This is a genomic window from Kribbella sp. NPDC026611 (assembly GCF_040638345.1).
Taxonomy (GTDB): domain Bacteria; phylum Actinomycetota; class Actinomycetes; order Propionibacteriales; family Kribbellaceae; genus Kribbella.
This window is the reverse complement of the sequence record NZ_JBEZYC010000003.1, coordinates 968,353-987,432: the sequence shown is the minus strand read 5'-3', so window position 1 is coordinate 987,432 and position 19,080 is coordinate 968,353. Positions and strand designations below refer to the sequence as shown.

Sequence of the window (19,080 nt, the reverse complement as noted above, 5' to 3'; positions counted from 1 at the left end):
GAGAAGGAGCCTGATATGACCACCACCACGTACGCCGTCACCGGGATGACCTGCGGCCACTGCGAGTCGGCCGTCACCGAGGAGCTGACCAAGCTCGTCGGTGTCCAGGACGTGAAGATCGACCTCGTCGCCGGCGGCACGTCCGCTGTGCACGTGACGAGTCAGTCTGAGCTCGACGAGGCCGCCGTCCGCGAGGCCGTCGACGAGGCAGGCTACGAACTGGCGGCGTCGTGAACCGGGCCGTCGCGCTCCGGCTCGGCGCGTTCGCCGGTGCGCTCGTGCTCGCCTTCGCGGCGGCGTACGGCATCGGCTCCGCGGTCGACCCGATCGCGGCGGCCGACACGCCCGCCCAGGCCGCTCAGCCCACCGACGGGATGGCGGACATGGGTGCCGAGCACGGCGGCGGTCACGACTCCGGCGGGCAGCTGCCGGGCCTGGCCGTCTCCGATGCCGGCTACACGTTCGCACCGGCGACCACGTTCTTCACCAGCGGCGCGAAGACCCAGCTGCGCTTCACGATCCAGGGCCCGGACGGCAGGCCGGTCACGAAGTACACCAAGACGCACGAGAAGGACCTGCACCTGATCGTGGTCCGGCGCGATCTGTCCGGCTTCCACCACGTGCACCCGACGCTCGCCGCCGATGGCACGTGGAGCATCCCGTTCACGTTCACCGCGGGTGGGACCTGGCGGCTGTACGCCGACTTCCAGCCGGCGGGGCTGGACCGCAACCTCACGCTCGGCACCGACGTCAACGTCTCCGGCCTCTACATCCCGGTCCCGTTGAACGACCCGGCCGCCGTCACGAGCGTGCAGGGGTACGACGTGACCCTCGCGGGCACGCCCGTTGCGGGCAAGGAGTCCCAGCTGACGTTCAAGGTCAGCCGCGGCGGCAAGCCGGTGACCGACCTGCAGCCGTACCTGGGCGCCTTCGGCCACCTGGTCTCGCTGCGTAGCGGCGACCTGGCCTACCTGCACAACCACCCGGCGCAGCACGCCGAACCAGGCATGAAGGGCGGGCCGGAGATCACCTTCGCGACGACCTTCCCGACCGCGGGTACGTACAGCCTGTTCCTGGACTTCCAGCACGCCGGCGCGGTGCACACCGCCGAGTTCACCGTGAAGGTCGGCTCCACGGGTACCGCGATCGTCCCGCCCACCGCCGTACCAGCGCACGAGGAGCACGAGGAGGAGGACCACAGCCATGAACCAGTCCGTTGAGCTCATCATCGGTGGGATGACCTGTGCCTCCTGCGCGGCGCGGGTCGAGAAGAAGCTGAATCGGATGGACGGCGTGACCGCGACGGTCAACTACGCCACCGAGAAGGCGAAGGTCAGCTACCCCGACGGCGTTTCGCCCGACGACCTGGTCGCCACGGTCGAGAAGACCGGTTACACCGCGGCCTTGCCGTCGCCGGCCGTCGAGCCTGTGGCCGAGGCCGACGAGCTCAAACCGCTGCGGGAGCGACTGATCGCCAGCATCGTCCTCGCCGTACCGGTGATCGCCTTCGGGATGGTCCCGGCGCTGCAGTTCGACTCGTGGCAGTGGGCGTCGCTGACACTCGCCTTCCCGGTGGTGACGTGGGCGGCCTGGCCGTTCCACAAGGCCGCCTGGACGAACCTGCGGCACGGCGCCGCGACGATGGACACGTTGATCTCGCTGGGCGTGGTGAGCGCGTTCCTGTGGTCGCTGTACGCGCTGTTCCTCGGTTCCGCCGGTGCGCCTGGGATGAAGATGCCGTTCACGCTGATCCCCTCCCGCGGCAGCGGCGCGGAGGAGATCTATCTCGAGGTCGCGGCCGGCGTGACCACGTTCATCCTCGCCGGCCGGTACTTCGAGGCGCGGGCCAAGCGCCGGTCCGGCGCGGCCTTGCGAGCGCTGCTCGAGCTGGGTGCAAAGGACGTCGCCGTACTGCGCAACGGCGTGGAGACCCGGATCCCGGCCGACCAACTGGTCGTGGGTGACGAGTTCGTCGTCCGGCCGGGCGAGAAGATCGCGACCGACGGCGTGATCGTCACCGGGAGCAGCGCGGTCGACGCGTCGATGCTGACCGGTGAGTCCGTGCCGGTCGAGGTGAGCGCGGGCGACGCCGTGGTTGGCGCGACCGTGAACGCCGGCGGCCGGCTGGTCGTGCGGGCTTCGCGCGTCGGCTCGGATACGCAGCTCGCGCAGATGGCCCGGCTGGTCGAGGACGCGCAGAACGGGAAGGCCGCCGTCCAGCGGCTGGCGGACAAGGTGTCCGGGATCTTCGTGCCGATCGTGATCGGGCTGGCGCTGACGACGCTCGGCTTCTGGCTTGGGAACGGTTCGCCGGTCGAGGTCGCGTTCACCGCGGCGGTCGCCGTACTGATCATCGCCTGCCCGTGTGCGCTCGGGCTGGCCACGCCGACCGCATTGATGGTCGGTACCGGTCGGGGTGCGCAGCTGGGCATCCTGATCAGGGGGCCGGAGGTGCTGGAGTCCACCCGGCGGGTCGACACCGTCGTGCTGGACAAGACCGGCACCGTGACTACGGGCCGGATGGAGCTGGTCGACGTACTGCTGGCGCCCGGGCAGGAGCGGGCCGACGTACTGCGGTTGGCCGGGGCGCTGGAGCACTCGAGCGAGCACCCGATCGCCGCCGCGATCGCACGAGCCGCTGCTTCGGAGGTCGGGACACTTCCCGAGGTCGAGGACTTCGGCAACGTGGAAGGCCTTGGTGTGCAGGGGATCGTCGACGGGCACGCCGTACTGGTCGGGCGGACGCGGTTGCTAGAGGAGTGGAGCCAGCACCTGCCGTCCGAGCTCGCCCACGCGAAAGAGCACGCCGAGGCTGAGGGCAGTACTGCGGTGGCCGTCGGGTGGGACGGGGTGGCACGAGCCGTCCTGGTCGTCGCGGACACGGTGAAGCCGACGTCTGTCGAGGCGATCGCTCAGCTGAGGTCGTTGGGGTTGCGGCCGGTGCTGCTGACCGGTGACAACGAGGCAGTGGCGACGAAGGTGGCCGGCGCGGTCGGCATCGACGAGGTGATCGCCGAGGTCCTGCCGGCCGGCAAGGTCGACGTGATCAAGAAGCTGCAGGACGAGGGCCGCGTGGTCGCGATGGTCGGCGACGGCGTCAACGACGCCGCGGCCCTGGCCCAGGCGGATCTCGGTCTGAGCATGGGCACCGGCACCGACGTCGCGATCGAGGCCAGCGACCTCACCCTGGTCCGCGGCGACCTCCGCGCCGCCGCCGACGCCATCCGCCTCTCCCGCAGCACCCTCCGCACCATCAAGGGCAACCTGTTCTGGGCCTTCGCCTACAACGTGGCCGCCATCCCCCTGGCCGCCGCCGGCCTCCTCAACCCCATGCTCGCCGGCGCGGCCATGGCCTTCAGCTCCATCTTCGTAGTAACCAACAGCCTCCGCCTCCGCCGATTCGACCCTCTCAACTGATCCAAGCGGTGCCGGTCAGCGGATCCAGGCTGTGGCGTCGCTGGGGAGTTTGCCGTCGTCGAGGGGGGTGCTGCTCAGCAGCACCTCCTCGTGCGGCGGTAGGTCCACCGCGTCCGGGCTGAGGTTGGTCACGCAGGTGAGGCGCTCACGGGTGAAGGTGAGCACCTCGTCAGGCGACTCGACCCAGGACAGAGCGCCGTCCCCCAGCAACTCCCGCCGAAGCCGCAGTCCGTCGCGGTACAGGGTCATCATCGCGTTCTGGTCGTGCTGCTGGGATTCGACGGTCAGGTTCTTCCAGTCGGCCGGCTGTGGGAGCCACGGCGTACCGGCGCCGAAGCCGAACGGTGGTTCCTTGCCCGACCAAGGTAGGGGCACTCGGCAACCATCTCGGCCACGATCGGTACCGCCGGAGCGGATGAAGATCGGGTCCTGCAGGAGCTCGTCCGGCAGATCCTCCACCTCGGGCAGACCCAGTTCCTCGCCCTGATAGACGTAGAGGCTGCCGGGCAGCGCCATGGCGAGCAGCGCGGCGGCGCGAGCCCGCCGCTCGCCCAGCACGAGATCGGTCCGCATCCCGTGCTTGCGGTCCTGGTGCGAGAACGACGTGTCCGGTCGCCCGTACTTCGTCACCGGCCGCGTCACGTCGTGGTTGGACAGGACCCAGGTCGGCGGCGCCCCGATCGGTACGTGGGTCGACAGCGTCAGGTCGATCGACGCCTTCAGCTCCGCCGCCTCCCACGGGCGCGACAGGAAGTCGAAGTTGAACGCGGTCTGCATCTCGTCCGGCCGCAGGTACAGCGCGAACCGCTCCTGGTCCGGCATCCACATCTCGCCGACCAGGAACCGGCCGTCGTAGGAGTCGGTGATCCGCCGCCAGCCGCGGTACACCTCGTGCACCTCGTCGTGATCGGTGTACGACTCCTCGACGCTGTCCAGGTCCTTGAACAGTACGGCGGCGCTGTCGATCCGGATCCCGTCGACACCGCGGTCCAGCCAGAACCGGAGGATGTCGTGGAACTCCTCGACCACCTCGGGGTTGCGCCAGTTGAAGTCCGGCTGCTCGGGCGCGAACAGGTGCAGGTACCACTCGCCGTCCGCGACCCGCGTCCAGGCCGGCCCGTTGAAGATCGACTGCCAGTCGTTGGGCGGACCATCACCACGGCCCGGCCGGAACAGGAACCGCTCGCGCTCCGGCGACCCCGGTCCGGCCTGCAGCGCCAGGCGGAACCAGTCCTGCTGGTCCGAGCCGTGGTTCGGGACGATGTCGATGATCGTGCGGATGTTCAGCGCGTGCGCCTCCGCGATGTACGCCTCGGCCTCGGCCAGCGTGCCGAACGCCGGGTCGATCGCGCGGTAGTCGGCGACGTCGTACCCGCCGTCGGCCATCGGGGACGGGTACCACGGGTTCAGCCAGATCGCGTCCACCCCGAGCTCGGCCAGGTACGGCAGCTTGGCGCGCAGCCCGGCGAGGTCGCCGATCCCGTCATCGTTGCCATCGGCAAAGCTCCGCAGGTACACCTGGTAGATCGCGGCACCGCGCCACCATTCGTCGGCCATCGATTCTCCTCAACCTTTCAGGCTTCCCGCGGTGAGACCGGCCATGATGCTTCGCTGGAACACGAAGAACACCAGGATGGTCGGCAGGCTGGCGATCACCAGGGAAGCGATCAGCACGTTCTGGGGCATCTGCGCGGACAGGGACGCGATGCCGACACTGATCGACATCTTGTCCGTCTCTGGGAGGACGAGCAGCGGCCAGACGAAGTCCTTCCACACCGTCACGACGGACAGGATCGACACCACACCGATGATCGGCCGCGACACCGGCAGGATGATCGACCAGAGGATCCGCAGCGGCGAGGCGCCGTCGATCTCCGCGGCCTCGAGCAGTTCGCGGGGGATCGAGTCGAAGAACCGCTTGAGCAGGAACACGAAGAACCCGTTCGCCGCGGCCGGCAGCCAGATCGCCCACGGGGTGTTCAGCAGATCCGCGTGCAGGATCGGCAGGTCCTTCGCCACCAGGTACGTCGGCAGCAGCAGGACCATCGGCGGGATCATCAGGGTCGCCAGCATCGCGCCGAGTACGAGCTTGCCGAGGACCGGGCGCAGCTTCGAGAGTGCGTACGCCGCGGTGACGTCGACGGCGAGCGTGAACAACCAGGCGCCACCGGCGTACAGGGCGGTGTTCTTCAGGAAGACGCCGAGCTGGAGCTGCTCCCAGGCGTCCTGGTAGACGCTGAAGTCGAAGCTCTTCGGGAAGAAGCTGGGTGGGATCTGCGCCAGTTCGTCGGGCGACTTGAGCGCGCCGGTCACCATCCAGTAGAGCGGGAAGACGAACGCGCCGGTAAAGGTGACGACGGTGACGGTCAGGATCGTCCAGTAGATGATCCGGCCGCGCCGGGTGCGGAGGCTCAGCGGGGACACCAGAGTTCTCATCGGGCCTCCTCCTCGCGGGACACGCGCAGGTAGATCGTCGAGAAGACCAGCAGCACGATCATCAGCATCAGGCCGAGTGCGGAGCCGCCGCCGAAGTCGCCGAAGTTGAAGGCGTACTGGTACATCAGGTAGGCGACCGTGACGGTCGCGTTCTCCGGGCCGCCGCCGGTGAGCAGGTAGGGCTCGATGAAGACCTGCATGGTGGCGACGATCTGCAGCAGCAACATCACCAGGAGGATCAGCTTGGTCTGCGGGATCGTGACATGCCAGACGCGCTTCAGCAGGCCCGCGCCGTCGAGCTCGGCGGATTCGTACAGGTCCCCTGGGATGCTCTGCAGCGCGGCCAGGTAGATCAGCGTCCCGGTCCCCAGATTCATCCAGGTCGACACGATCACCAGACTGATCAACGCCGTACCGGTCGAGTCCAGCCAACTGAGCGGCGGGAGGTTCACCGCCCCCAGCGCCTGGTTGAACAGCCCGGATCCCGGATCGTAGAACCACTTGAACAACAGCACGGCAACGGCCGGCGGCAACATCACCGGCAGATACACGACAAACCTCAGGTAGGCCTTGGCGTGCCTCAGCTCGTTGAGCACCACGGCCAGCACGAACGGCACCGCATACCCGATCACCAGCGCAAGCCCGCTGAACGCGGCCGTGTTCAACCAAGCCGCCCGAAACGCCGGATCCTCGATCACGGTCCGGAAGTTGTCCAGCCCAACCCACTTGCCCGGGTCGACGAAGTTGTTCTCCTGAAAACTGAGCACAACCTCCCGAACCATCGGATACCAGGAGAACAAGGCAAAACAGATCAACGCCCCACAAAGAAACCCATAAGCAGTGAGGTTCCGCCTGACCGCCCTCCGCAGTGCGCCGTGGTCGTCCGGTGACGGCTGGTCCGCCGTCCCCGCTACCAGGGGACGGCGGACCTGCTCCTCAGTAACAGCCATCAGGTGTTCTTGGCCAGGATCTTGTTGGCCTTGGATTCTGCGTCGCTCAGGAGTTTGTTGATGTCGGCGTCCTTGCGGGTCAGGACTGCGGACATTGCCACGTCGAGGACGGCGTACAGCTCCTGGGCCTTGGGGGGCTCGAGTTTGTTGGTGATGTTGCCCTGGGCCTTGACGTACGGCGTGAAGTTGTCCACCGGGACGGTGGCGAACTGCTTGCGGAGGGCATTGATCTGCGTGCCCGGCGCCGTGGTGCCGTAGAGGTCGGGGATCGGGAGGCCCACCGGACGACCCTGCGCCTTGGAGCGTTCGTAGTTGAACTGCCCCTGGCCCGGCGTGAGCTCATGGAACTCCAGCCACAGCAGCCCGGCCTTGATCTTCTCCGGCGTCGCCTTCGGGTTGAACATGTACCCGTCGCCGCCGCTCAGCGACGACTTGCCGTCCGACTCCGGTACGGCGGTCACCCCGTAGTCCTCGAACTTGCCCTTGAAGTCGTTGTTCACCGACTGTACGACATCCGGCGCGCCGACCATCATGCCGAGCTTGCCGCCGCCCATCATCCGCATCAGGTCCTCCCACTGGAGGAGCTGCTTGGACCCCATCGAGTTGTCGTCCCAGCGCATCCGCTGCAGGTTCTCCAGCACCGCCTTGCCCTCGTCGCTGTTGAACGCGGCGGTCTTCCCGTCGTCGCTCACCATCGACCCACCGCGGGCGTACAGCTCGGCGGCGAAGTGCCATCCACCGGTGTTCCCGGCCGAGTACTCGCCGTACCCGACGTACCCCGCCCCGAGCCCGGCGATCTTCTTCGCGGCCGCGCGCACGTCGTCCCACGTCTTCGGCGGGTTCGCCGGATCGAGACCGGCCTGGGTGAAGAGCTTCCGGTTGTAGACCAGCCCCATGTTGTAGTTGTTCCGCGGCAGCCCGTACGTCTTGTCGCCGTCCTTGAAGACGCTCATCACGTCCGGCCGCAGGTCCTTCAGCGGCTTCACGCTGCCGACGTACTGACTGATGTCGGCGGCCTGCTTCTTGTCGATGATCTTCCGTACGTCGGTGTAGTAGACGTAGAACAGATCCTCCTGGGTGCCACCGGCCAGCTTCGCCTGGAAGGTGTCCGGGTTGATGCAGGGGAAGGCGTCCTTGCCCTGCACCGTGATGTTCGGGTGCAGCTTCTGGAACGCGGCGACGTCCGCCTCCCAGGCCTCGCGTTCCTTCGGGTTGCTCTTCGGCGGCTCGCAGCCGACCGTGATCGTCACCGGTCCGTCCGACGCTCCCCCGGCGGCCGGCTTGTTCCCGTCGTCCGACCCGCAGGACGCGGCCACCAGCCCGAGTCCCATCACCAGCAGCAGGCTGAGCCCACGGCGCGTTGTCCTCATCTCCACCCTCTCCCTCAGATCGTGCGATCACCGTAGGGAACTCAACCGTTGAGCGCAAGAGTTGGATTGTGGAATGCAAAATCGTGACTTCATCAAGGAAGAGCACAAACGCCAGCAGCCGCCGACCGGACGACCCAGTCAGCGGCTGCGGAGGTACGGCGACTAGATGCGGGCGCGCGCGGTTGACGCGCGGACCACCAGCTCGGGCTCGAAGAGGAGTTCGTCGGCCGGGACCGAGGCGCGTTCGATCAGGGCCACCAGCATGTCCACCGCGGCGCGGCCCATGGCGTCGATCGGCTGCCGGACGGTGGTGAGGGGCGGGTCGGTGCAGTTCATCATCGCGGAGTCGTCGTACCCGATCACGGAGACCTCGTCGGGGACGCTCAGGCCGGCTCGCCGTACGGCGCGGATCGCGCCCAGCGCCAGGATGTCGCTGGCGCAAACGATCCCGGTAACGCCCTTGTTCACCAGCCGGGTCGCGGCCGCGTGCCCGCCCTCGAGCGAGAACATCGTGTGCTCGACCAGGTCGAGGTCGGCCTCGTCCGCGGCCAGGTAGGCGTCCAGCTTGCGCCGTGACGGAATGTGGTCACGCGGCCCGAGCACCATGCCGATCCGGCGGTGACCGAGCGCGCGGAGGTGCCCGATCGCCATCTCCGCGGCGACGTGGTCGTCCGAGGAGACCTGCGGGAACCCGAGGTGATCGACCGCCGCGTTCACCAGCACGGTCGGCAGCTTGCGCTCCTGGATCAGCTCGTAGTGCTGATGCGGCGCGTCCGCCTGCGCGTAGAACCCACCGGCGAAGACGACACCGGAAACCTGCTGCTGGAGCAGAAGGTCCACGTAGTCCGCCTCGGACACGCCACCGACGGTCCGGGTGCAGAGCAAGGACGTGAAACCTTGCTGCGCGAGCGCTCCGCCGACGACCTCGGCGAACGCCGGGAAGATCGGGTTCTGCAACTCCGGCAGGACCAGACCGACGAGCCGGGCGCGATCGCCGCGCAGCTGCGTAGGACGCTCGTACCCGAGCACGTCGAGCGCGGTGAGCACGGCTTCCCGGGTCGCCTCGGACACGCCGGGCTTGCCGTTCAGGACCCGGCTGACGGTGGCTTCGCTGACTCCGACCTTCTTCGCCACCTCTGCAAGTCGTCGCGTCATGACGCAAACTGTACGCCTTCCAACGCAAGAACTTGCAACGACTTGCGTAGGGTTGAATCGGCTCCCTGCCGGGTCAGGATGCTGACAGACTGGTGCCGTGCCCCGATTCGTTGCCACCCGCCCGGACACCGGCCTGCTGTCGCTTCCCTGGGACGTGCCGCTGGAGGACTGGCCCGAGGACCAGCTGGTCGCGCTGCCGCGCGGTATTTCGCGGCACGTGGTCCGGTTCGTCCGGGTCAGCGGCACCGTGTACGCGATCAAGGAGGTGCTCGAGCACCTCGCGATGCACGAGTACCGCCTGCTGCGCGACCTCGAGCGGCTGGAGGCACCCTCGGTCGAGCCCGTCGGCGTGATCACCGACCGGATCGACCGGAACGGCGAGCCGATCGACTCGATCCTGATCACCAAGCACCTGCAGTTCTCGCTCCCGTACCGCGCCCTGTTCTCCAGCACGCTCCGGCCGGACACGGTGAACCGCCTGATCGACGCGCTGGTCGCGCTGATCGTCCGGCTGCACCTGCTCGGGTTCTTCTGGGGTGACTGCTCGCTGTCCAACACCCTGTTCCGGCGCGACGCGGGCGCGTTCGCGGCGTACCTCGTGGACGCGGAGACCGGCGAGCTGCACCAGGAGATCTCCGACGGACAGCGGGCGCACGACCTGTACACGGCGGAGATCAACCTGTTCGGTGAGCTGCTCGACCTGCAGGAGGGCGGTCTGCTGGACGAGTCGATCGACCCGCAGGAGACGGTCGAGTCGATCCAGAAGCGGTACGAGGCGCTGTGGGCCGAGCTGACCGCGCCGGAGGAGTTCGCCACCGACGAGATGCACCGGCTCGACTCCCGGATCCGCCGACTGAACGAGCTCGGCTTCGACGTCGCCGAGATCGACATCATCACCGACTGGGACGGCAGCCAGGTCCGGATCCAGCCGAAGGTCGTGGACGCCGGCCACCACTCGCGGCGGCTGCTCCGGCTGACCGGCCTGGACGTCGAGGAGAACCAGGCGCGGCGGCTGCTCAACGACCTGGACTCGTTCGCCGCCGCGACCGATCAGCAGAACGAGGACGAGGAGATCGTCGCCCACCAGTGGCTGACCGACGTCTTCGAGCCCGTCGTACGGTCGGTGCCGCGGGACCTGAACCGCAAGCTCGAGCCGGCCGAGGTGTTCCACGAGGTGCTCGAGCACCGCTGGTTCCTGTCCGAGCAGGCCGGGCACGAGGTCGACACGATGGAGGCGGCCCGGTCGTACGTCGACGACGTACTGAGCGCGAAGCCGGACGAGAAGCTGGCGCTGCCGACCTCTCCGGTCCCGGACATGGACTGACCCTTGCCATCTCGCCGTCTCTCGCCGCCGATGGGCTGGAACAGCTGGGACTGCTTCGGGACGACGGTGACGGAGCCCGAGGTCCTGGCCAATGCGCGGGTGATGTCTTCGCAGTTGCTGGCGTTCGGCTGGGACACGGTCGTCGTCGACATCGCGTGGTACGACCCGACGGCGCGGGCGCACGGGTACAACTCCGATGCTCCGGTTGTGCTGGATGGCTACGGCCGCCAACTGCCGGCGCCCAACCGCTTCCCCTCGGGATTCGCGGCGTTGGCCGCTGAGGTGCACGCGCTCGGGCTCAAGTTCGGCCTGCACATCATGCGCGGGATCCCTCGGCGCGCGGTCGAGCTCGACCTGCCCATCTTCGGTACGTCGTGGACCGCTGCCGAGGTCGCGGACCGCGACAACGTCTGCGCCTGGAACCCCGACAACTTCGGGCTGAACCACGACCATCCTGGAGCGCAGGCGTACTACGACTCTCAGGTAGCCCAGTTCGCCGCGTGGGGCGTCGACTTCATCAAGGCCGACGACATGCTCGCGCCGTACCACCACCGCGAGATCGAGTCCTATGCCGAAGCGATCAGACGCAGCGGGCGGGACATCACGCTCTCCCTGTCGCCCGGCACGTGGCTGTCCACCGACCACGTCGACCACCTCCGCGAGAACGCGGCGATGTGGCGAATCTCCGACGACCTCTGGGACCGCTGGGAAGACATCCACGCCCAATTCGCCCGCCTGGCCCGCTGGGCTCCTTTCCAGCAGCCCGGCGGCTGGGCCGACGCCGACATGCTCCCCCTGGGCCATATAGGCATCCGCGCCGAACGCGGCGACGACCGCGCCAGCCGCTTGACCCTCGACGAACAGAAGACCCTGCTAACCCTCTGGTCGATGGCCCGCTCCCCCCTCATGATGGGCGGCGACCTCCCCACCACCTCCCCGGAAACCGTTGCCCTACTGAAGAATCCGGCCCTCGCCGAACTCTTGACAACCTCCTACAACAACCGCGAGATCACCCGCGAGCCCATCGCCGACGGCGAACTCATCGTCTGGAGAGCCCGAGGCGAGCACTGCTCCTACGAGGCAACCTTCTGGACCGGCCCAACCCCGCACGCATTCCCTACCAACGGCCCAGACCTCTGGGGCGCCACCGACGCCCACATCCCCGCCCACGGCGTCCGCTGGTTCAAACTACCGCCAACGCCCTGAGGCGGCGCATCAGCGTGGGGGCATGCGGAGGGCGCCGTCCAGGCGGATTACTTCGCCGTTGAGGAGTTGGTTGTCGAGGATGTGGTGGACGAGGGCGGCGTACTCCGACGGCTTGCCCAGGCGGGAGGGGTGCGGGACCTGCTGCTCGAGGACGGTGCGGGTTTCTTCGGGGAGGCCGGCGAGCATGGGGGTTTCCATGGTGCCGGGGGCGATGGTGACGACCCGGATGCCCTTGTCGGCCAGGTCGCGGGCCGCGGTCAGGGTGAGGGCCACGATGCCGCCCTTGCTGGACGCGTACGCCGCCTGGCCGATCTGGCCGTCGTACGCCGCAATCGAGGCGGTCATCACGATCACGCCGCGGTCGCCGTCCTCGCCGGGGTCGGTGGCGATCATCCGCTCGGCCGCCAAGCGGACCACGTTGAAGGTGCCGATCAGGTTGACCTCGATCACCTGCCGGAAGGTTGCCAGCGGCAACGGACCCTTGCGGCCGACGACCCGCCCAGGGGTCGCGATGCCGGCGCAGTTGACGACCACGCGGAGGGTGCCCAGCGAAGCAGCCGCATCCAGGGCCGCGGTGACGGCAGTCTCGTCGGTGACGTCGGCCGGCGCGAAGACGACGCGGTCGCCCAGCTCCTCCGCGACCGCCTTACCAGCCGACGACGGCAAGTCGACGATGACGACCCCGAGCCCGTCCGCGGCCAACCGCCGTACCGTCGCCTCACCGAGCCCCGAACCACCACCGGTGACGAGAGCGACATCGGCCGGACCAAGCTTCATCACATGCTCCTAGGGTCCTGTGAGTGCTGTGACTCGAACGATAGCGGTGTCCAGGTGCGTGCATCGGGGTGCTTGGGCAGTGGCCTCGATGCGGAGCATCGTGGGCGCTGGCCAAGTGCCGCGAGGTGCGTGCCTGGGCGCCGATAGCGTCGAGTCACAGCACTCACAGGACCCTCAGAAGATCGCGGCTGATGACCAGCCGCTGGATCTGGTTGGTTCCTTCGAAGATCTGCGTCACCTTGGCCTCGCGCATGTACCGCTCGGCCGGGAACTCCCGGGTGTAACCGTACCCACCGAGCACCTGGACCGCGTCGGTGGTGACCTTCATCGCCGCGTCCGTGCAGACCAGCTTCGCGATCGCCGCCTCGCGCGTGAACGAGCGCCCGAGATCCCGCCGGCGCGCCGCGTGCAGGTACGTCGCCCGCCCGGACTCGACCGCCGCCGCCATGTCGGCGAGCAGGAACTGGATCCCCTGGAAGTCCGCGATCGCCTGCCCGAACTGCTGCCGCTCCCGCGCGTACGCCATCGCCACGTCCAGCGCCGCCTGCCCGAGCCCGATCGCGCACGCGGCGATCCCGAGCCGCCCGGAGTCGAGCGCGGACAACGCGATCCGCATCCCGTCACCCTCTGCGCCGATCAGGTTCGAGACCGGCACGCGTACGCCGTCGTAGTTCACCAGCGTCGTGGTCGACCCGGTCAACCCCATCTTCCGCTCCGGCGCCCCGAAGCTCAGCCCCACGGCGGAGGCCGGCACGTGAAACGCCGAGATCCCGTGCGTCCGGTGGTCGGACGTCCGGGCGAAGGTGGTGTAGAAGTCGGCGTGCGACCCGTGGCTGATCCAGGCCTTCGTCCCGGTCAGCACGTACTCCGATCCGTCGCGGACAGCCCGGGTGGTCATCGAGGTGATGTCGGACCCGGCCTGCGGCTCGGACAGCGCGTACGCGCCGAGCATCTCCCCGCCGACCATGTCCGGCAGCAACCGGGCCCGCTGCTCGTCGGTCCCGAACGTCGCCAGCGCGTACGACGTCATCGTGTGCACCGAGATGCCCACGCCGACCGACATCCAGGCGGACGCGACCTCCTCGAGCATCTGCAGATACACCTCGTACGGCTGCTCGGCGCCGCCGTACTGCTCCGGGTAGGGCAGACCGAGCAGCCCGGCCTTCCCCAGCGTCCGGAACGCGTCCCGCGGGAACGTCTCACTCTCCTCCGCCGCAGCGGCGTACGGAGCGAGCTCGTGCTCGCACAGGTCCCGGACCAGTGCGAGTAGATCGACAGATTCTTCTGTCGGCAGCAGACGATCGACAGCCATCAGGCACCCCTCTCAACCCCTGCCGGAATGATACTAGTAGTGATACTGGAGAACATAATCCCGTATCGTTCTATGCTGTCTCGATATGACAACAGTCGTTCCGGGGCGTCGCACCCGCCGGCAGTCCGAGCTGCTCGACCGGCTCCTGTCCCTGTTCCTCGAGCAGGGCTTCAGCCGGTTCACCCTGGACGACCTGGCCGCCGAGCTGCGCTGCAGCAAGACCACGCTGTACGCGCTCGCGCCGAGCAAGGAACAGCTCGCGGTCGAGGTGGTCAAGCACTACTTCAAGAACGCCACCGCCCAGGTGGAGTCCGCGGTGTCCCGGCAGACCCGCCACGACCGGCGGATCGCGGCGTACCTGAACGCCGTCGCCGACGCGCTCCGGCCGGCCAGCCGCACCTTCCTCGACGACGTCGCGACCTTCGCGCCGGCCCGGTCCGTGTACGAGCGGAACACCCGGATCGCCGCCGACCGGGTCCGGACCCTGATCGAGGACGGCATCAACCACAAGACCTTCCGGCAGGTCGACATCGCGTTCGCGGCCGAGATGGTCGCGCACACCATGCAGGCGATCCAGCGCGGCGACATCGCCCGCCGGACCGGCCTGAACGACGCCGAGGCGTACCGCGAGCTGGCGTCGTTCGTCCTGCACTCGCTGCGTCTGGACTGAGCCGCTGCAGGTCCTAGACTCAGCGCGCTGAAACGTTTGACGTCCGGAAGCTGCCAGACGTCCCATCAGAGCCGTACGCCCCGGAAGGCTGATGACATGAGATCCCTACGAAGCACCGCGGCCCTGGTCGCCGCCGCGGCTCTGACCGTCGGCGGCACCGTGGCGGTGACGGCGCCGGCCAAGGCCGACCCGGTCAAACCGCCCCGGTTGTCCGCCGCCGCGATCACCAAGAAGCTGAACGACCAGATCTACACCCCGGGTACGGCGTGGATGACGAAGCCCGACGGCACCGTCGTGGTGTCGTACGACCCGACCGTCACCGGCACGAAGCTGTCCCAGCTGACCGGCCTGACCAAGCAGCTCGGCCCGAACGTCAAGCTGGAGAAGCTGCCCGGCAAGCTGCAGAAGTACATCAGCGGCGGCATGGCGACGTACGGCGGCGAGTACAAGTGCTCGGTCGGCTTCAACGTGCAGCGGCGCGGGAAGTACTACTTCCTGACCGCGGGCCACTGCGGTGAGGTCGCGGCCCGCTGGTACCAGGACCCGAACCACCGGGTCTTCACCGGCGCGGTGCACCACGCCAGCTACCCGTGGAACGACTACTCCCTGGTCGTGTACCGGACCGACATCCCGATGAAGCCGCCGGGCGGCAGCGTCTACCTGTACAACGGCCACTCGCAGGACATCACCAAGGCCGTCAACCCGGGCATCGGGCAGTACGTGTACCGCTCCGGCGCGACGAGTGGCCTGCACAGCGGCCGGGTTACCGGCCTGAACGCGGTGGTCAACTACGGTGACGGCCGGGTGGCCGGTCTGATCCGGACCAGCGTGTGCGCGGAGCCGGGCGACTCGGGCGGCCCGCTGTTCTACCGGCAGTACGCGTTCGGCCTGACCTCGGGCGGCTCGGGTGACTGCAACACCGGTGGGGTGACCTACTTCCAGCCGGTGGTGGAGGCCCTCAACGTGTACGGGGTCTCGATCTACTAGGCGGAGGGTTTCCCTACGCTCCGAATTCAGCTGAATACTCAGGGAGATCCTGGGTACTAATGCTCACGGTTGAAGTCAAGGACGCCCCGCCCCGAAGGCGTCCTCATCGTGAGGAGGCTGAAACCGTGAACCTCAATTCCATCCGCCGTACCACCGCCCTCCTGGCCGCGGCCGGGCTTGCGACCGCCGGACTGCTGGCGACGCAGGCCTCGGCCGCGCCGATCGCCCCGTCGACCCTGTCGGCGTCCGCGATCACCGCGACCCTGAGCAAGGACGCGACGATCCCGGGCACCGCCTGGCAGACCAACCCCGACGGCCGGATCATCGTCTCGTACGACGACACCGTCAGCGGCACCAAGATGTCCAAGCTGAAAGCCGTCACCCAGCAGTTCGGCGACCGGGTCTCGCTGGAGCGGATCCCCGGCAAGCTGACGAAGTACATCGCCGGTGGCGACGCCATCTACGGTGGTCAGTACCGCTGCTCGCTCGGCTTCAACGTCCGCTCCGGCAGCACGTACTACTTCCTGACCGCGGGCCACTGCGGCAACATCGCGTCGACCTGGTACTCGAACTCCAGCCACACCACGGTGCTCGGGACGACCGCCGGGTCGAGCTTCCCCGGCAACGACTACGCGATCGTGCGGTACAGCTCGTCGTTCACGAACCACCCCGGCACGGTGGACCTGTACAACGGCACCTCGCAGGACATCACGTCGGCCGGCAACGCGTACGTCGGTGAGGCGGTCAAGCGCAGCGGTAGCACCACCGGTGTGCACAGCGGCACGGTCCAGGCGGTGAACGCCACGGTGAACTACGCCGAGGGCACCGTCACCGGCCTGATCCGCACCAACGTCTGCGCGGAAGGCGGCGACTCCGGTGGGTCCCTCTTCGCCGGCACGGTAGCCCTCGGCCTCACCTCCGGCGGCTCCGGCAACTGCTCCTCCGGCGGCACCACCTTCTTCCAGCCCGTCACCGAACCGCTCAGCGTCTACGGCGTGAGCGTCTACTGACCCAACCAACAACAGCGCCCCGGCTCCTGGTGGACCGGGGCGCTGTGCTGTGGTCGTTCAGGACGCGCGGCGGCGGGAGATTTCGTAGAGGGCTACGCCGGTGGCTATTCCGGCGTTCAGGGACTCGGTGGCGGACGTCATCGGGATCGAGACGATCAGGTCGCAGTTCTCCCGGACCAGACGGGCCAGGCCCTTGCCTTCGGAGCCGACGACCAGGACGACCGGCTCGGTGGCGGCCTCGAGCTCCGGCAGGTCGACCTCGCCGTCCATGTCCAGGCCGATGACCAGGAGGCCGGCGTCCTTGTAGGACTTGAGGGCGCGGTTGAGGTTGGTGACGCGAGCGACCGGGATCCGGGCCGCGGCACCGGCCGACGTCTTCCAGGCCGACGCCGACATCGACGCTGCCCGGCGCTCGGGGACGACCACGCCGTGCGCGCCGAAGGCGGCCGCGGAGCGGGTGATCGCGCCGAGGTTACGCGGGTCCGTCACGCCGTCGAGCGCAACGATCAACGGCACCTGACCAGCGTTGTACGCCAGCGTCAGCAGGTCGTCCGGGTGCGCATACTCGTACGGCGGGATCTGGATCGCGAGACCCTGGTGCGAACCGCCGGCGGTGACCCGGTCGAGCTCGGTCCGCGGGACCTCGAGCACCGAGATCCCGCGCTCGGCCGCAAGCAGCAGCGCCTCGCGCAGCCGGGCGTCCCGCTCGGTGCCTTCGGCAACATGCAGCGCGGCCGCCGGTACGCCGGCCCGCAGCGCCTCGACGACCGGGTTGCGCCCGTACACCCACTCGACCGTGGAATCGGTGTCCTTGCGCGCCGGGCGCCGGGTGCGCTCCCGCTCCTGGGCCCGCTCCTTCGCCTTGGCCCGCTTGTGGGCCGGGTGCTTGACCCGGTCGACCGCCTTCGGCGTCGGGCCCTTGCCCTCGAGACCCCGCCGGACCCGCCCCCCGGACCCCGCCGTCGCGTTCCCGCGCGGCTTCTTCCGAACGGCGCCCTTACGCTGACTACTGCCTGGCACTTCAGCTTCCTTCGTCTGTAGATGCAAGGGTCCATCGCGGACCCTGCGGGGTGTCCTCGACGACGACGCCGAGTGCCTTCAAACGGTCGCGGACTGCGTCCGCGGCCGCGTAATCCTTGCGTTCGCGGGCGGCCGTGCGCTGCTCCAGCAGCGCCTTGACCAGGCCGTCTACGACCTCCGTCAGCTCGTCGCCGCCCGACGCCCGCGACGCCCACGGCTCGGCCAGCGGGTCCAGCCCGAGCACACCGAGCATCCCGCGCACCGACGCCAGCGCATCGCGCAGCGCGGCCGAGTCGCCGTCGGCAACCAGCTTGTTCCCGTCGCGCACGGTGTTGTGCAGCACGGCGATCGCCGCCGGCGTCCCCAGGTCGTCGTCCATCGCCGCCGAGAAGTCGGCCGGCAGCTCAGCAGCCGCCTCGACCCCGCCGGTGACCTCGTCGGCCCGGGAGACGAACCCCTCGACCCGCTGGAAGCTCTTCGCGGCCTCGTCCAGCGCCTCGAAGGAGAACTCCACCACCGACCGGTAGTGCGACTGCACCAGGTAGTAGCGCAGCTCGATCGGGCGGACCCGCTCGACCACGTTGCGGACGACGGCGCTGTTGCCCATCGACTTCGACATCTTCTCGCCGGCCGTGGTGACGAGCGCGTTGTGCATCCAGAACCGGGCGAACTTCTGCCCGACCGCGGTCGACTGGGCCAGCTCGTTCTCATGGTGCGGGAACCGCAGGTCCAGCCCGCCGCCGTGGATGTCGAACTCCGCGCCGAGGTACTTCCCGGCCATCGCCGAGCACTCGATGTGCCAGCCCGGGCGCCCGCGGCCCCACGGCGCCGGCCAGGACGCGGTCCGCGGCGTGGCGTCGGTCCAGCCCTTCCAGAGGGCGAAGTCGCGCGGGTCCCGCTTGCCGCGCGGGTCGGCGTCGCCGGCCGGCTCCATGTCCTGGATCCGCTGGTGCGACAAGGCGCCGTACGCCGGCCAGGACTTCACGTCGAAGTAGACGTCACCCGACCCGTCCGGGGCGACGTACGCGTGCCCGCGCTCGATCAGCTGCTCGATCAGCTCGAGCATCTCCGGGATGTGCCCGGTCGCGCGCGGCTCGTACGTCGGCGGGCGGCAGCCGAGCACGTCGTACGCCCAGTGCAGCTCGCGCTCGAACTCGTAGGCGTGCGCCCACCACGGGACGCCGCGGTCGGCGGACTTGGCCAGGATCTTGTCCTCGATGTCGGTCACGTTCGCAATGACCGTCACCTCGAAGCCCGAGCGCTCGAACCAGCGCCGCAGGACGTCGAAGACAACCTCCTTGTAGATGTGCCCGACGTGCGGGGCACCCTGCACCGTCAGCCCACAGTGGTAGATCCCGACCTTGCCCGGATGGACCGGCTCGAAATCCCTCACTGCTGCTGTCGCGGTGTCGTACAAGCGAAGTGTCACCGGTCAAGAGTAACGGG

Annotated in this window: 17 protein-coding genes; 8 read left to right on the top strand and 9 right to left on the bottom strand. The window is 68.5% G+C overall.

Annotated elements, in window-relative coordinates:
- Positions 1-15 precede the first annotated feature (15 nt).
- From AB0E69_RS16690 to AB0E69_RS16680, 3 genes are read left to right on the top strand one after another with little or no spacing between them, the layout of a single operon-like run.
- Positions 16-234 carry a heavy-metal-associated domain-containing protein gene (locus AB0E69_RS16690; protein ID WP_360145628.1) on the top strand — a complete coding sequence of 73 codons (219 nt, stop codon included), beginning with the start codon at positions 16-18 and terminating at the stop codon, positions 232-234.
- Entirely contained in the window at positions 231-1,220 is a 990-nt protein-coding gene (locus tag AB0E69_RS16685) for a hypothetical protein (protein ID WP_360145625.1), read from the top strand. Before AB0E69_RS16690 ends, AB0E69_RS16685 begins: the two co-directional genes overlap by 4 nt.
- Positions 1,204-3,417 carry a heavy metal translocating P-type ATPase gene (locus AB0E69_RS16680; protein WP_360145622.1) on the top strand — a complete coding sequence of 738 codons (2,214 nt, stop codon included), beginning with the start codon at positions 1,204-1,206 and terminating at the stop codon, positions 3,415-3,417. The genes AB0E69_RS16685 and AB0E69_RS16680 overlap by 17 nt, the downstream gene beginning before the upstream one ends.
- Positions 3,418-3,432: 15 nt before the next feature.
- Here the strand turns inward: AB0E69_RS16680 and AB0E69_RS16675 are convergent, their stop codons facing one another.
- From AB0E69_RS16675 to AB0E69_RS16655, 5 genes are all read right to left on the bottom strand, one after another.
- Complete coding sequence (locus tag AB0E69_RS16675; RefSeq protein WP_360145619.1) at positions 3,433-4,974, bottom strand: alpha-amylase family glycosyl hydrolase; 1,542 nt, start codon at positions 4,972-4,974, stop codon at positions 3,433-3,435.
- A gap of 9 nt (positions 4,975-4,983) precedes the next feature.
- Positions 4,984-5,853: a carbohydrate ABC transporter permease gene (locus AB0E69_RS16670; RefSeq protein ID WP_360145616.1), complete on the bottom strand. Its 870-nt coding sequence runs from the start codon at positions 5,851-5,853 to the stop codon at positions 4,984-4,986.
- Positions 5,850-6,635: a sugar ABC transporter permease gene (locus AB0E69_RS16665; protein ID WP_360145613.1), complete on the bottom strand. Its 786-nt coding sequence runs from the start codon at positions 6,633-6,635 to the stop codon at positions 5,850-5,852. The genes AB0E69_RS16670 and AB0E69_RS16665 overlap by 4 nt, the downstream gene beginning before the upstream one ends.
- 167 nt (positions 6,636-6,802) lie before the next feature.
- Positions 6,803-8,173, bottom strand: coding sequence for an extracellular solute-binding protein (locus AB0E69_RS16660; RefSeq protein ID WP_360145610.1), 1,371 nt, complete (start codon positions 8,171-8,173; stop codon positions 6,803-6,805).
- Positions 8,174-8,335: 162 nt separating this feature from the next.
- Positions 8,336-9,328, bottom strand: coding sequence for a LacI family DNA-binding transcriptional regulator (locus AB0E69_RS16655; RefSeq protein ID WP_360145607.1), 993 nt, complete (start codon positions 9,326-9,328; stop codon positions 8,336-8,338).
- 97 nt (positions 9,329-9,425) lie between these two features.
- Between AB0E69_RS16655 and AB0E69_RS16650 the strand changes: the two genes are divergently transcribed.
- The gene (locus AB0E69_RS16650) at positions 9,426-10,652 is read left to right on the top strand and encodes a DUF4032 domain-containing protein (RefSeq protein ID WP_360145604.1); all 1,227 of its coding nucleotides are present in this window, start codon (positions 9,426-9,428) and stop codon (positions 10,650-10,652) included.
- Positions 10,653-10,655: 3 nt separating this feature from the next.
- Complete coding sequence (locus AB0E69_RS16645) at positions 10,656-11,858, top strand: glycoside hydrolase family 27 protein (RefSeq protein WP_360145601.1); 1,203 nt, start codon at positions 10,656-10,658, stop codon at positions 11,856-11,858.
- A gap of 9 nt (positions 11,859-11,867) precedes the next feature.
- Here AB0E69_RS16645 and AB0E69_RS16640 read toward each other — a convergent pair whose 3' ends face one another.
- Together AB0E69_RS16640 and AB0E69_RS16635 are read right to left on the bottom strand one after the other, a co-directional pair.
- Positions 11,868-12,635: an SDR family NAD(P)-dependent oxidoreductase gene (locus AB0E69_RS16640; protein ID WP_360145598.1), complete on the bottom strand. Its 768-nt coding sequence runs from the start codon at positions 12,633-12,635 to the stop codon at positions 11,868-11,870.
- 163 nt (positions 12,636-12,798) lie between these two features.
- Positions 12,799-13,947, bottom strand: coding sequence for an acyl-CoA dehydrogenase family protein (locus AB0E69_RS16635; RefSeq protein ID WP_360145595.1), 1,149 nt, complete (start codon positions 13,945-13,947; stop codon positions 12,799-12,801).
- A gap of 85 nt (positions 13,948-14,032) precedes the next feature.
- On the opposite strand from AB0E69_RS16635, the gene AB0E69_RS16630 reads away from it, so the two are divergent.
- The 3 genes from AB0E69_RS16630 to AB0E69_RS16620 all read left to right on the top strand — a co-directional run bounded on the left by AB0E69_RS16630 (position 14,033) and on the right by AB0E69_RS16620 (position 16,614).
- Entirely contained in the window at positions 14,033-14,617 is a 585-nt protein-coding gene (locus tag AB0E69_RS16630) for a TetR/AcrR family transcriptional regulator (protein ID WP_360145592.1), read from the top strand.
- 96 nt (positions 14,618-14,713) lie between these two features.
- Complete coding sequence (locus AB0E69_RS16625) at positions 14,714-15,604, top strand: S1 family peptidase (RefSeq protein WP_360145589.1); 891 nt, start codon at positions 14,714-14,716, stop codon at positions 15,602-15,604.
- A gap of 125 nt (positions 15,605-15,729) precedes the next feature.
- On the top strand, positions 15,730-16,614 hold the full coding sequence (locus AB0E69_RS16620) for a S1 family peptidase (protein ID WP_360145586.1): 885 nt from the start codon (positions 15,730-15,732) through the stop codon (positions 16,612-16,614).
- 57 nt (positions 16,615-16,671) lie between these two features.
- On the opposite strand, the gene rlmB is transcribed toward AB0E69_RS16620, so the two are convergent.
- Positions 16,672-17,634, bottom strand: coding sequence for a 23S rRNA (guanosine(2251)-2'-O)-methyltransferase RlmB (rlmB, locus tag AB0E69_RS16615; RefSeq protein ID WP_360145583.1), 963 nt, complete (start codon positions 17,632-17,634; stop codon positions 16,672-16,674).
- A 1-nt stretch (position 17,635) separates the two neighbouring features.
- Complete coding sequence (cysS, locus tag AB0E69_RS16610) at positions 17,636-19,063, bottom strand: cysteine--tRNA ligase (RefSeq protein WP_360145580.1); 1,428 nt, start codon at positions 19,061-19,063, stop codon at positions 17,636-17,638.
- Between the last annotated feature and the right edge of the window lie 17 nt (positions 19,064-19,080).

Excerpts from the sequence above, each read along its gene's own strand:
- AB0E69_RS16640 (WP_360145598.1), bottom strand. The coding sequence starts at position 12,635 with ATGAAGCTTGGTCCGGCCGATGTCGCTCTCGTCACCGGTGGTGGTTCG.
- AB0E69_RS16655 (WP_360145607.1), bottom strand. The coding sequence starts at position 9,328 with ATGACGCGACGACTTGCAGAGGTGGCGAAGAAGGTCGGAGTCAGCGAA.
- AB0E69_RS16675 (WP_360145619.1), bottom strand. The coding sequence starts at position 4,974 with ATGGCCGACGAATGGTGGCGCGGTGCCGCGATCTACCAGGTGTACCTG.
- AB0E69_RS16690 (WP_360145628.1), top strand. The coding sequence starts at position 16 with ATGACCACCACCACGTACGCCGTCACCGGGATGACCTGCGGCCACTGC.
- AB0E69_RS16660 (WP_360145610.1), bottom strand. The coding sequence starts at position 8,173 with ATGAGGACAACGCGCCGTGGGCTCAGCCTGCTGCTGGTGATGGGACTC.
- AB0E69_RS16670 (WP_360145616.1), bottom strand. The coding sequence starts at position 5,853 with ATGAGAACTCTGGTGTCCCCGCTGAGCCTCCGCACCCGGCGCGGCCGG.
- AB0E69_RS16630 (WP_360145592.1), top strand. The coding sequence starts at position 14,033 with ATGACAACAGTCGTTCCGGGGCGTCGCACCCGCCGGCAGTCCGAGCTG.
- AB0E69_RS16665 (WP_360145613.1), bottom strand. The coding sequence starts at position 6,635 with ATGGTTCGGGAGGTTGTGCTCAGTTTTCAGGAGAACAACTTCGTCGAC.
- AB0E69_RS16625 (WP_360145589.1), top strand. The coding sequence starts at position 14,714 with ATGAGATCCCTACGAAGCACCGCGGCCCTGGTCGCCGCCGCGGCTCTG.
- AB0E69_RS16680 (WP_360145622.1), top strand. The coding sequence starts at position 1,204 with ATGAACCAGTCCGTTGAGCTCATCATCGGTGGGATGACCTGTGCCTCC.
- AB0E69_RS16635 (WP_360145595.1), bottom strand. The coding sequence starts at position 13,947 with ATGGCTGTCGATCGTCTGCTGCCGACAGAAGAATCTGTCGATCTACTC.